9 protein-coding genes and 1 pseudogene are annotated in these 13,049 nt (G+C 63.5%); 8 read left to right on the forward strand and 2 right to left on the reverse strand.

Annotated elements, in window-relative coordinates:
* Nucleotides 1-29: 29 nt before the first annotated feature.
* The 8 genes from RM50_RS06510 to nrdF all read left to right on the forward strand — a co-directional run bounded on the left by RM50_RS06510 (nt 30) and on the right by nrdF (nt 9,166).
* Nucleotides 30-1,421 carry an NAD(P)/FAD-dependent oxidoreductase gene (locus tag RM50_RS06510; protein ID WP_052260002.1) on the forward strand — a complete coding sequence of 464 codons (1,392 nt, stop codon included), beginning with the start codon at nt 30-32 and terminating at the stop codon, nt 1,419-1,421.
* Nucleotides 1,418-2,149, forward strand: a complete 732-nt coding sequence (locus tag RM50_RS06515) for a DUF1365 domain-containing protein (protein ID WP_043451053.1) — start codon at nt 1,418-1,420, stop codon at nt 2,147-2,149. Before RM50_RS06510 ends, RM50_RS06515 begins: the two co-directional genes overlap by 4 nt.
* Complete coding sequence (locus RM50_RS06520; RefSeq protein WP_082007003.1) at nt 2,146-3,504, forward strand: SAM-dependent methyltransferase; 1,359 nt, start codon at nt 2,146-2,148, stop codon at nt 3,502-3,504. Before RM50_RS06515 ends, RM50_RS06520 begins: the two co-directional genes overlap by 4 nt.
* On the forward strand, nt 3,501-4,739 hold the full coding sequence (locus RM50_RS06525; protein WP_043451055.1) for an SAM-dependent methyltransferase: 1,239 nt from the start codon (nt 3,501-3,503) through the stop codon (nt 4,737-4,739). Before RM50_RS06520 ends, RM50_RS06525 begins: the two co-directional genes overlap by 4 nt.
* Nucleotides 4,740-5,095: 356 nt before the next feature.
* The gene (nrdH, locus tag RM50_RS06530; protein WP_043451057.1) at nt 5,096-5,341 is read left to right on the forward strand and encodes a glutaredoxin-like protein NrdH; all 246 of its coding nucleotides are present in this window, start codon (nt 5,096-5,098) and stop codon (nt 5,339-5,341) included.
* Nucleotides 5,342-5,489: 148 nt separating this feature from the next.
* Entirely contained in the window at nt 5,490-5,954 is a 465-nt protein-coding gene (gene nrdI, locus RM50_RS06535; RefSeq protein WP_156133849.1) for a class Ib ribonucleoside-diphosphate reductase assembly flavoprotein NrdI, read from the forward strand.
* Nucleotides 5,955-5,974: 20 nt separating this feature from the next.
* Nucleotides 5,975-8,095 carry a class 1b ribonucleoside-diphosphate reductase subunit alpha gene (nrdE, locus tag RM50_RS06540; protein ID WP_043451061.1) on the forward strand — a complete coding sequence of 707 codons (2,121 nt, stop codon included), beginning with the start codon at nt 5,975-5,977 and terminating at the stop codon, nt 8,093-8,095.
* Nucleotides 8,096-8,191: 96 nt separating this feature from the next.
* On the forward strand, nt 8,192-9,166 hold the full coding sequence (gene nrdF / locus RM50_RS06545; protein WP_043451063.1) for a class 1b ribonucleoside-diphosphate reductase subunit beta: 975 nt from the start codon (nt 8,192-8,194) through the stop codon (nt 9,164-9,166).
* 215 nt (nt 9,167-9,381) lie between these two features.
* Here nrdF and RM50_RS20330 read toward each other — a convergent pair.
* A pseudogene (locus RM50_RS20330) lies at nt 9,382-10,828 on the reverse strand (DUF222 domain-containing protein).
* A gap of 820 nt (nt 10,829-11,648) precedes the next feature.
* Nucleotides 11,649-12,824 carry a serine hydrolase domain-containing protein gene (locus tag RM50_RS06550; RefSeq protein ID WP_043451064.1) on the reverse strand — a complete coding sequence of 392 codons (1,176 nt, stop codon included), beginning with the start codon at nt 12,822-12,824 and terminating at the stop codon, nt 11,649-11,651.
* Between the last annotated feature and the right edge of the window lie 225 nt (nt 12,825-13,049).

A 13,049-nucleotide genomic window follows, 5' to 3' on the forward strand; every position in this document is an offset into this window, starting at 1 on the left:
AGCGGCAAATGTTCAGCAGAGGAGCATGAATGTCACCCAACCCAGCAGGAAGCGCAGGCGGACCGCGACGCGTGGCCGTCATCGGCAGCGGCGTGGCAGGTTTAACGGCCGCTTACGTACTGAACCGCCAGGACCACGTCACCTTGTTCGAAGCGGATTCGCGGCTGGGCGGCCATGCCCACACCCATGACATGCAGCAGCCTGACGGCAGCGTCATCGGCGTCGACACCGGTTTTATCGTGCACAACGAACGGACCTACCCCACCCTGCTGCGGTTGTTCGCCGAACTCGGCGTGGAAACCCAGGACTCGGAAATGAGCATGTCCATCCGCTGTGACGGCTGCGGACTGGAGTACGCCGGCGCCCGTGAAGGAGCCCGCGGCATCATCGCCCGGCCCTCAAGCCTGCTGCGTGGACGCTACCTGCTGATGCTGCTGGAGGTCACCCGTTTCTACCGGAAGGCGAGGGAACTGCTGAAGGCCGCGCCGCCGTCGGCCGTCAGCGGCGGCGTGCAAGTACCGGAACTGACGCTTGGCGCGTTCCTTGAACGGGAAAAGTTCAGCCCCTACTTCATCTCCCATTTCATGACCCCCGTGGTCAGCGCTGTCTGGTCCTGTGACCCGACCACCGCCCTGGCCTATCCGGCACGCTACCTGTTCACGTTCCTCGGCCACCACGGCATGCTCGGCGTGAAGGGTTCGCCGCAATGGCGGACGGTAACCGGCGGTTCAGCCCGGTACGTGGAGAAGCTCGCCGCGACCCTGGCCGACGTCCGCCTCAACACCCCGGTGACCGCCATCCGGCGCACCCCGGATGGTGTGGAACTGGCAACGGCCAACGGGCTGGAAGAGTACGACGCCGTCGTGATTGCCACCCATCCGGCGCAGGCACTCGGGTTCCTGGCCGACGCCACTCCGGAGGAGAAGGAAGCCCTGGGCGGAATGCCCTACTCGGTGAACCACACGGTGTTCCACCAGGACCCGGCAGTCCTGCCGGGCTCGGACAACGCCAAGGCGTCCTGGAACTACCGGCTTCCGGATTGCGATGCCCGCCCCGATAAGGTCCTGGTCAGTTACGACCTGACCCGGCTCCAGCGGCTCCGGCCGGCCGACGGGCGGCCCTACCTGGTCAGCCTGGGCGAATCGGAACTCATTGCCGACGACGCCGTGCTGGAGCGGATGGTCTACGAACACCCGCAGTACACCCCCGAATCGCTCCAGGCCCAGCAGGCCATCGCGGCATTGGCCGACAACCGCATCGCCTACGCCGGGGCCTACCTTGGCTGGGGCTTCCACGAGGACGGCGCCCTCTCCGGGGTACGTGCCGCCGAAAGGCTCGGCCGCACCTGGCCGGCACTCCATGCCCCCGGCGCTGCCAGCGGCGAGGGGGAGCGGGACCTGCTGGCCGCCGAACCTGCATGACCATGCGCGCCGCGATCTACCGCACGTCCATTTCACACGTACGGCGTTCCCCACTGAAGAATGCATTCACCTACCGGAGCTACAGCTGGTTCGTGGACGTGGATGACCTTCCGCGCCTGCCGTTCCTGCTGCGGCCGCTGGCCGTCTTCCGCGCCGGGGACCACCTGGGTGACCCCGCCGCCGGCTTCCGGACCAACGTGGAGCGCTACCTGCGGAGCCAGGGCATTGAGCCCGACGGCGGCCCCATCCACATGCTTACCAGCGCCAGGGTTTTCGGCTACGTCTTCAACCCGCTCACGCTGTTCTGGTGCTACCGGTCCAGCGGGGAACTGCAGTGCGTGGTGGCCGAGGTCCACAACACCTACGGCGAGCGGCACTGCTACCTGCTGCGGACCGACGCCGCCGGGCGCGCCTCAGTGCCGAAGGCGTTCTACGTTTCACCTTTTAACGACGTCGACGGGCAGTACCGGATGAAGCTTCCGGCACCCGGAGACCGGCTGGCGGTGTCCATCATCCTTGAGCGGGAAGGGCACCGGCCCTTCGTCGCCACCATGGACGGGCGCCGGCACCCGGCCACCGTCCGCAACATCCTGGCAGCAGCCATCCGCGTCCCGGCCGCGCCGCTGCTGGTATCCGCCCTGATCAGGGTGCAGGGCATTAAACTCTGGGCAAGACGCCTTCCCGTCGTTGCCAGGCCACACCACACCTCACAGGAGGCAGTTCAATGACAATGACCGACGACAATGGAACCGCTGCAGCCGTGGACGGGAGCGTTCCGTACACCGTGCCCCAGGCCCCCGCCGTCATCGACCCCGCGGTCTGGCCCGGGATCGCCACCGTCCCGGACGGCCTCAAGGCCGGAATCGCTGCCCGGGTTGCGGAGGGCATCTTCAAGGCCGCCGTCCGGCGCCTTCCACTCGAGGTCCGGTACCCCGACGGGCAGGTCCTTGGCTCCGCACCGGCAGGAAGCGTTGTCCCGGTCATGACCATCCACCGCCCGGACGATTTCGCGCGCCGGCTGGGGGACGGCGGGCTTATCGGCTTCGGCGAGGCGTACATGGCAGGGGACTGGGGTGCCGAAAACCTGACGGCCGTCCTGGAGGTCTTCGCCGCAACGGCCGGAACCCTGGTTCCCGGATACCTCCAGAAGCTCAGGGCCCTGTTCCTTCCCCGCCAGCCGCGCAGCGAGCGCAACTCTCCCGAAAACACCCGGTCCAACATCTCCCGGCACTACGACCTGTCCAACGAACTGTTCGAGACGTTCCTCGACCCCACCATGTCGTACTCCAGTGCGCTGTTTCCCACCCGCAACGGTTCACCCGGGCACCCCACGCGCGATGGCTTCGCCGCCGCGCAGCAGGCCAAGATCGACCGCCTGCTGGACAAGGCCGGCGTCGGACCCGGAACGCGGGTGCTGGAGATCGGCACCGGCTGGGGTGAGCTGGCGCTGCGCGCCGCCGCCCGTGGAGCCACCGTCTACTCGGTCACCCTGTCCAGCGAGCAGCAGGAGCTGGCCCGGAAACGCGTTGCCGACGCCGGCTACACGGACGCTGTGACCATCGACCTCAAGGACTACCGGGCCGTGGAAGGGGAGTACGACGCCGTGGTGTCCGTCGAGATGATCGAGGCCGTGGGCTACCAGTACTGGGCCACCTACTTCCAGACCATCGAGCGCGTCCTGGCTCCCGGTGGCAAGGTGGCAATCCAGGCCATCACCATCGCGCACGACCGCCTGCTCGCCACCCGGACGGGCTACACCTGGGTCCACAAGTACATCTTCCCCGGCGGGGTCATCCCCTCGGTGCGCGCCATCGAGGACATCACCGAGAAGCAGACGGGCCTGCAGGTCCGTGAACGGTTTGCCTTCGGGGAGCACTACGCCGAGACGCTGCGCCTGTGGGAGGAACGCTTCATGGAACGGCAGGACGAGGTGGCCGGGCTCGGCTTTGACGCCGTCTTCCAGCGGATGTGGCTGTTCTACCTCTGCTACTCCCGGGCAGGCTTTGCCTCCGGATACCTCGACGTGCAGCAGATCGTCCTTGACCGGAAGAAGACCCTGCCCGGTACGGGAGCCGCCAAATGACGGCGGCGCTCGCGGAAACCATTGCCGAGGCGCTGCGGCCCGTGGTGGGCGGTGAGCTTCCCGTCCGACTGAAGGTATGGGACGGCTCCGAAGCCGGTCCGGCCGGGGCGCCCGTGGTCCGGCTCAACAGCCCCAATGCCATCCGCCGCCTGCTGTGGGCACCGGGCGAACTGGGCGCAGCCCAGGCGTACGTCACCGGCGAACTGGACATCGACGGTGACCTCAATTCCGCCCTGCAGCAGCTGTGGGAGGTGGTGCGCCACCGCCGGCTGTCCGGAGTCCGCCCAACCCCTGCGGTGCTGGCCCGTATCGGCCGGATCGCCCGCGCGGCCGGTGCGCTGGGGGCGCCGCCGGCGGCGCCCGCCACGCAGGCGAAGGTAACGGGACGCCTGCACAGCCTGGTCCGTGACCGTGCCGCCATCAGCCACCATTACGACCTCAGCAACGACTTCTACGGCCTGATCCTGGATCCGCAGATGGCCTACTCCAGCGGGTACTGGCTGCGTGAACCGGGCGAAGGCTATGGGGTGGAGGATGCCCAGCGGGACAAGCTGGACCTGGTGTGCCGCAAGATCGGCCTGGCCCCCGGTACGCGCATGTTGGACGTCGGCTGCGGCTGGGGATCCCTGAGCCTGCACGCCGCGCGCCACTATGGCGTGTCGGTGGTGGGTGTCACGCTGTCCGTCGAACAGAAGGCATTTATCGACGCCCGCATCAGGGAGTACGGGCTTGAAGGCCGCGTTGACATCCGGGTCCAGGACTACCGCGAGGTCCCGGACGGGCCATTCGATGCCGTTGCCTCCCTGGAGATGGGCGAGCACGTGGGCCAGAAGAATTACCCCGTGTACGCGAAGGCGCTGTTCAACAATGTAGTGCCCGGCGGCAAGGTGCTGGTCCAGCAGATGTCCCGGCGCGGCAGGCACCCGGGCGGCGGCCCGTTCATCGAGTCGTTCATTGCCCCGGACATGCATATGCGTCCCGTGGGCGAAACCCTTGGCTTCCTCGAGGACGCGGGCCTGGAAATCGAGGGGGTGGAAGGGATGCGGCGCCATTACGTCCGCACCCTCGAGGCCTGGTACGCCACGTTCAGCCGGAACCAGGAACGGGCCGAAGCCATGATGGGCGCCGAAGTGGTCAGGGTGTGGCGGCTTTACCTGGTGGGGGCACTCCGCAGCTTCGCGGAGGGCCGGATGGGCGTGGAGCAGATCCTCTGCAGCAGGCCGGCCATCCTGTAAGGCACAGCCGGGGGTGCGTTTGCTCACCCGAGGGGGTTCCGTGGGTCACCCGGAGCCCCCTTTTTTGCTGCCCTGGGCTGTCCGCGGACGGGTGCGACACGCCGTCTTTTCCACGACACGCGGAAGCCTTAATTGTGGCTAAGTACTCCACAGCATGTGGATTCCGTCCGCAAAAACGCCGGGATCACGGACATTTTGAAGGCCCCTGCCTGTGGATTAACGGTGCATTAAATGACATACTTGTAATACATCATCTTGGGGTTCCAAAGAGGCGTCTGCACTACATGTAGTATCTACATACAGCTTGGGCCGGGACACCGGACCAGCCGAAGATTTCGACTAAGGGGACAGCGACAATGACCGTAACGGTTTACACGAAGCCTGCTTGTGTTCAGTGCAACGCCACCTACCGGGCGCTCGACAAGAAGGGCATCACCTACCAGAGCGTTGACATCTCCCAGGACGCCGAGGCACTCGAGCGCCTGAAGGCATTGGGCTACATGCAGGCACCCGTTGTGGTCACCGACCAGGACCACTGGTCCGGTTTCCGCCCGGACAAGATCGAGGAACTGGCCCTTTCTGCCGTTACTTCCGTCGCCTAGGAAGTCCCCTCTTTCTGCCGGCAACCAACAACCAGCTGAGGTGACATCCATCGCGGCACCAGCAGTACAGCAGGGCCCTGCGGCTGATTTGATCCACTCGGCTGCCGGAATCCACGCGGCTCAGCGTGTGGAGGCCTCCCCGCCGGCCCTGCCACTCGATGGCAGCGGGCCGGCCCGGCCGCTGGAGGCCGTGACCGACAGCCGGCTCATCTATTTCTCCTCCGCATCGGAGAACACCAGCCGCTTCGTGGCAAAGCTGGGCCGCGACGCGGCCCGGATTCCACTGTTTGCCAAGGACGCGCCCCTTCTCGCCACCCGGCCCTATGTGCTGGTGGTCCCCACCTACGGCGGCACCGGGGGAGAAGGCTCCGTCCCCAAGCAGGTCATCAGGTTCCTGAACAACCCGCAGAACAGGCAGCTGATCCGCGGCGTGATCGGCGCCGGCAACACGAATTTTGGCGACAACTACTGCATGGCAGGCGACATCATCGCTGCCAAGTGCAGGGTTCCGCACCTCTACCGCTTCGAATTAATGGGCACGCCAGACGACGTGACCCGGGTCAACCAAGGATTGGACACGTTTTGGACACGACTGTCGCAGACACAGAAGTAACCAGGGCACAGAAGCCCGAGATGCCGGCCGCGTACAAGGGCCTGGGCTACCACGAGCTGAACGCCATGCTGAACCTCTACGGTCCCAACGGCGAGATCCAGTTCGGCGCCGACCGCGAGGCCGCGCACCAGTACTTCCTGCAGCACGTAAACAACAACACCGTGTTCTTCCATGACCTGGAAGAGAAGCTCGACTACCTGGTGAAGAACCAGTACTACGAGCGCGAGACGCTGGACCAGTACACGATGAACTTCATCCGTGAGCTGTTCAACCGCGCCTACAAGAAGAAGTTCCGCTTCGAGACCTTCCTGGGCGCCTTCAAGTTCTACACGTCCTACACGCTGAAGACGTTCGACGGCAAGCGCTACCTGGAGCGCTACGAGGACCGCGTGTGCATGGTGGCGCTGCACCTGGCGCGTGGCAACGAAGAACTTGCCAGCCGCCTGGTGGATGAAATCATCGACGGCCGCTTCCAGCCGGCGACGCCCACCTTCCTCAACGCCGGCAAGGCCCAGCGTGGCGAACTCGTCTCCTGCTTCCTGCTGCGCATCGAGGACAACATGGAGTCCATTGCCCGCGGCATCAACTCCGCGCTGCAGCTCTCCAAGCGCGGCGGCGGCGTGGCCCTGTCGCTGACCAACATCCGCGAGCATGGCGCGCCCATCAAGCAGATCGAGAACCAGTCCTCCGGTGTCATCCCCGTGATGAAGCTCCTCGAAGACAGCTTCTCCTACGCCAACCAGCTGGGTGCCCGCCAGGGCGCCGGGGCCGTGTACCTGCACGCCCACCACCCGGACATCTACCGGTTCCTGGACACCAAGCGGGAAAACGCGGACGAGAAGATCCGCATCAAGACCCTCTCGCTGGGCGTCGTCATCCCGGACATCACCTTTGAGCTGGCCAAGAAGAACGAGGACATGTACCTGTTCTCGCCGTACGACGTCGAACGCGTCTACGGCGTGCCCTTCTCCGACGTCTCGGTCACCGAGAAGTACTACGAGATGGTGGACGATTCGCGGATCAAGAAGACCAAGATCAGCGCCCGTGAGTTCTTCCAGACCCTCGCCGAGATCCAGTTCGAATCCGGCTACCCGTACATCATGTTCGAAGACACGGTGAACCGGGCCAACCCGATCGCCGGCAAGATCACCATGAGCAACCTCTGCTCCGAGATCCTGCAGGTCTCCACCCCGTCCCTGTACAACGAGGACCTGACGTACCAGACCGTGGGCAAGGACATCTCCTGCAACCTCGGGTCGATGAACATCGCCAAGACCATGGATTCGCCGAACTTTGGTGCCTCCATCGAAACGGCCATCCGCGCGCTCAGCGCGGTATCGGACATGTCCTACATCAACTCGGTGCCGTCCGTGGCCGAGGGCAACGCGAAGTCCCACGCAATCGGCCTGGGCCAGATGAACCTGCACGGCTACCTGGCACGGGAGCGGGTCCACTACGGCTCCGAAGAAGGCCTGGACTTCACCAACATCTACTTCTACACGGTGCTGTTCCACGCCCTGCAGGCGTCCAACAGGCTGGCCATCGAGACCGGCCAGAGGTTCGGCGGCTTTGAGAACTCCAAGTATGCGAGCGGCGAGTTCTTCGACAAGTACACCGAGCAGGAATGGCTCCCGGAGACCGAGCGTGTCCGCGAACTCTTCGCGGGCCACCACATCCCCACCCAGGATGACTGGCGCGAGCTGAAGGCCTCCGTCATGGAGCACGGCATCTACAACCAGAACCTGCAGGCTGTCCCGCCCACGGGGTCGATCTCCTACATCAACAACTCGACGTCCTCCATCCACCCGGTGGCTGCCAAGATCGAGATCCGCAAGGAAGGCAAGATCGGCCGCGTCTACTACCCGGCCCCGTACCTCACCAACGACAACCTGGACTACTACCAGGATGCGTACGAGATCGGCTACGAGAAGATCATCGACACCTACGCCGCTGCCACCCAGCACGTGGACCAGGGCCTGTCCCTGACGCTGTTCTTCAAGGACACCGCAACCACCCGCGACATCAACAAGGCCCAGATCTACGCCTGGCGCAAGGGCATCAAGACGCTCTACTACATCCGCCTCCGCCAGATGGCGCTGGAAGGGACTGAGGTGGAGGGCTGCGTGAGCTGCGCCCTTTGATTGTAGTTTCAATCGAATCGTGAGCGTACGACGGCGGGCAACCGCCCGCCGTCGTACGCTTTAACTTAGAGAACCACCCAACAATGAGGGGATGACATGACCGAGAAGGTCAAGCTTCTGAGCCACGTCGAGGCCATCAACTGGAACCGCATCCAGGACGACAAGGACGTGGAGGTCTGGAACCGACTCGTCAACAACTTCTGGCTGCCCGAGAAGGTGCCGCTGTCCAACGATGTCCAGTCCTGGAACACCCTGACGCCGGCCGAGCAGCAGCTCACCATGCGCGTCTTCACCGGCCTGACCCTGCTGGACACCATCCAGGGTACGGTGGGCGCGGTCTCCCTCATCCCGGATGCGCTGACGCCGCACGAGGAAGCCGTCTACACGAATATCGCGTTCATGGAGTCGGTGCACGCCAAGAGCTACTCCTCGATCTTCTCCACGCTGGCCTCCACCAAGGAGATCGACGAAGCCTTCCGCTGGTCCACCGAGAACGAAAACCTTCAGAAGAAGGCGCAGATCGTCATGGACTACTACCAGGGCGACGACCCCCTGAAGCGCAAGGTTGCCTCCACGCTGCTGGAGAGCTTCCTGTTCTACTCGGGCTTCTACCTGCCCATGTACTGGTCCTCGCGCGCCAAGCTGACGAACACGGCTGACCTGATCCGCCTGATCATCCGCGATGAGGCCGTGCACGGCTACTACATCGGTTACAAGTTCCAGCGCGGACTGGAGACCGTGTCCGAGGAGCGCCGCCAGGAAATCAAGGACTACACGTTCGAACTGCTCTTTGAGCTGTACGAGAACGAGGTCCAGTACACGCACGATCTGTACGACGGCGTGGGCCTGGCCGAGGACGTCAAGAAGTTCCTGCACTACAACGCCAACAAGGCCCTGATGAACCTGGGTTACGAGGCGATGTTCCCGGCATCCGTCACCGACGTGAACCCCGCGATCCTCTCGGCCCTGTCCCCGAACGCGGACGAGAACCACGACTTCTTCTCCGGCTCCGGATCCTCCTACGTGATCGGCAAGGCCGTGAACACCGAGGATGAGGACTGGGACTTCTAGAATCCTCCCCATATCTTCGTATCTGTGAACAAGGGACTCTGCACGTCGAGTGCAGGGTCCCTTGTGCTTTTCAGGATCCAGGGGCTTGCAGGCGCCAGCGAACACCATCCTGCGACCCTCGGAACGCCGATGAAACCCAGCCGTCCGCGCGGTCCGTTGGGAGCCTATCCAGCACTGGGAAACGCGTGCAGGCATTCTTCTCCCACGGAGGGTGGTCAGTGAAGATGGTCCACTGTCCCGTCCGGCTTCGTGGGCATGCGTGGGTAAGGCGGTTGCCGTTGTCCACCTCGTGGCCGGACTGAAGGCGGCCATTGGGCTGGTTCCCAGTCCTGATGTTCGCTTTTGTAAATGCGCCCTGAGGGTGAGATCCAGCCGGGCGGCCCATCCTTGGTCGCACTCGTTGGTTTCCAACCAGCGACGTGTTTGAGCCTGTGATGTTTGGGGCAGGGCTGTCCCAGGTTGCTGATCCCGGTGGATCCGCCGTGGTGCCAGGCCAGGAGGTGATCTGCCTCATTGTCGAGGGAATGGTTGCTGCAGCCGGGGAAGGGGCATTTTCCGTCGCGCAGCCGCAGCCAGTTCCTGATGGGCTTGGTGAGCCGATAACTCGTGCGGCCGATTTCCAAGGGTGCCCCGTCCCTTGGATCCACGAGGACCCGATGGAATGAGTCCGCCCCATTGGCTACAAGCTTCCGTGCCATTGAAGGAGGAATGGGACCGTACCCATCCAGCATCGCCGGTTCTTCGGTTAACCCCAGCAGGGAGAAGACTGGAACGGTAACCAGTACTTCCGTCCTGGGGGTGGGGACCTCGGCATTGCCGGATGCCCCCATCCCGGCACCCGTTTCGCCGCCACCGTGTCGGAGGGCTGCCGCTGCGAACGCGTCTACGCGTAGTTGCGTGAGGGTCCTGTCTTCGTGGGGACCTTGCAGACCGCGGGCGATGGCGGTATATCGGTTCCAGATCGCATTTGCCTGGTCGGCGGGAAGGTAAGCCGATAGTCGGGCCATGCCATCCTGTTCCGGGGCGTATTCCAGGCAATCGGTCCTGTGCACCTTTGATGTGCCGTTTCTCGATGCTGTCCGGATGGTGGCGTTCCCGCCAGATCCTGACTTTCCGCCGGAATCTATAGGCTGGCATCTCACCAGCCGGGCAGTTGCCGTCAGCATTGCATACGTCCGGGTGGAGGAAGTGTGATTCCAGTGCCCCTGCGGCCTCGCAGTCAAGGGTTGCGGTTTCGTCCACCATCACTCGGGCGTGATGCCACGACACGTTCCCGGCATGCAGGGCTGCCATGGTTCGTGGCAGGGACGTTGACAGGGCATAGGACTGGGCCAGTAGAGCGCCCGCTGCCCGGTCGCCGATGGCGAGTACACACCCCACCTCCGCAGCGATGGCCATTTCCTGCGCTTGAACCGGCCTGCCGGCTGGAGCCGCGGAGCGTGCGGAGTCGGCGTACGTAGCAACTGCCGCCGATTTCAAGGCCGCGACCCGGGCCTCCGTACGTGCAACCCCGGCCAGGATGTCCAGACAGGCGTCAGCGACGGCGGCCAGTGGATCAGCCGCTGAGGGATTCCCGTAACGGGACTGATTAACCTCTGTGCGGAGCAGGGCTATGGCGGTGTCGATCACCTCAAAAGCCTCAACCACCGCTTCGCTTGCCATGTGTTCATTATGAAAGGTGGGTCTGACATTCTATTGGTGCCTCCTTGTTACCCAGTAATGCACCAGCGGCAGCAAGATCATCGAAAGCGAAACGCGGCGGCGGGCATCCTGTGATCCCCTTGTCCCGGGGCCAGGACCTCAACTCGACCGCTATGCCCAAACGGGGAATGCAGTAGCAATCGCAAACCATGGAGGTGACCATCCTCAAACTCATGGATGGTCACCTGGAAATGTCGCCGACGATCTGGTTGAGGACGCAAACATGTTCCACCACGACCTACTTGGCGGCAACCATCCCGCCAACCACGTCACCTTTCCTGGCTGAGGCTTGCTCCTGCTGGTCCTGAAACCGATGAAGGGCCAGTATTTGCCGGTGCCGGCCGGAGTGAAGCAGGGCCATCATTAGATTGCAGAGCAGCTCACTGCACGGATCGGAGTAGGCCATGTTTGGGGTTCTGTTGTGCAAGCTGAATATCAGCCATAAATGGCACGTTGAACACGCCGAAGACGGCAGCTTGTATAAGCGCTGCCTCCGCTGCGGAAAGGACGATGATGAGCGCCAAAGAGGAGGAGGGGAGTTCAGTGGCTGGGTAGGACCAGTCGGAGGAGGCGGGATAGGTTAGATCTCCGTCCGTAGACAGCGCGATTTCATCACTCTTCCCGGTTTGGCAACACCCCTCTGTGTCCCTGGAGCGTGGCTCGAATCCCTAAATGAACTAGCCGACATCCGGGGACTGCCGTGGGGTAGATCTGTCCGCACGTTCCAGGGTCCGCGAAGGCCGTCATTTTCTATTTGTCAGATAGGGATGGGCGTGATTCATCAGTCTGCCGGCTTGCAGAGGCGATCCAGGGCCTCGTTGAGAGTCGACTCCATCCGACGGTTCAAGAAACTGCGCTTCTCCTCACTGGCTGGGTCCTCGAGTCCGGTCGGCAACGGTGGCACCGTCACGGTCATCGTTGCCTGGTACCGCCCATCAGCGCTGCTGACGGCTGTCGTTTGATGGCCCCAGAGCGAGCCGAGACCCTCGTATCTCGACTCCTTGGAGCACCCGTCCGCATGCTCCCACATGCCCAACCCGTAGGGCGCGAAACCAGGGCTGGTCTTCATTTCCTTCAGCGATGCCGACGAGACCGCCCGGCCGGTGAAGAGCGCGGACATAAAACGATTCACGTCTTCGACAGTGGACGTCGCCCCTCCAGCCGGGTTACCCGCCCAAGCGGTGTTGTCCGTGACGTCTACCCGCTCTCCTCGGATGGTGGCATATCCGTGGAGAAGTCCGGGCACGGTGAGGTCGACGGGTTTCAGGCTCGTATTCTTCAACCCGAGCGGTTCAAAGACCTCCTCCTGCATGACCTGGGTGAACGGCTCGTGCCGAAGTTCCTGTATCAGGAGGCCGAGGGCAAGGTAGTTCGTATTCGAGTACTTGAAAGTTCCGACGCTGGCTGCGGGCCAGGGGAGAGTCCCAGCCAACTTCAACCCACTCTCCATTGTCAGCTTTTGGGAGATCAATGGGCGGAAGTCGACATCCTGTGGCCCCGCCTCGTTGACCTCGGGCATGCCGGACGTATGACTGAGCAGCTGCCTGACGGTAATTGGCGCCGGCGGCTTGAGCGCCGACGTGAATCCAGGTATCACGTCATTGACAGGGTCGTCGAGATCGATGAGATGGTCCTCTACGAGCTTCAACACCGCCACCGCTGTCATCGTTTTAGTGACGCTGCCGATCTGTATCCGGTCCGTTGGCTGCGCGGGCGTTCTGGATTCAAGATCGCGGACGCCATAGGCCTTCGACCACTCGCCCTCGGGCCAGCGGATCTGGACGACGGCGGCCGCCGCCCCCTCGTCGAGGAACAGCTCGACCTGATTTTCCAGAAAAGCGAAGGGGCTCGGTGAGCTTGATGACGGCGCGGGCTCATCGGTGGAATAGGTACAGCCAGGCACAAGGAGGACGGCAGCAAGGGTCGCCAGCATCCAGTAGGGACTTTTCGTTTTCATTGCGGCAGCTGCTCGGGACGAGATGACAGATTTTGGCCGCTTGCGGCACCACATCCGGCCAGACCTGCAACGGCACCGCCGTCCCAGCTCCTAAATTGTATGACTGGTCGACGTGACGGAGAAGTATCGCGCACAAGAACCGCGCCACACGGTTCCGGACAGTAGCGGCTATCGAACCAACGGGTGGGCTCGGGCACGCCCGCCTCATCGTGGCGAGTGACGAGC

Origin of the sequence: Pseudarthrobacter phenanthrenivorans, from assembly GCF_000813845.1 — a bacterium.
Lineage (GTDB): Bacteria > Actinomycetota > Actinomycetes > Actinomycetales > Micrococcaceae > Arthrobacter > Arthrobacter phenanthrenivorans_B.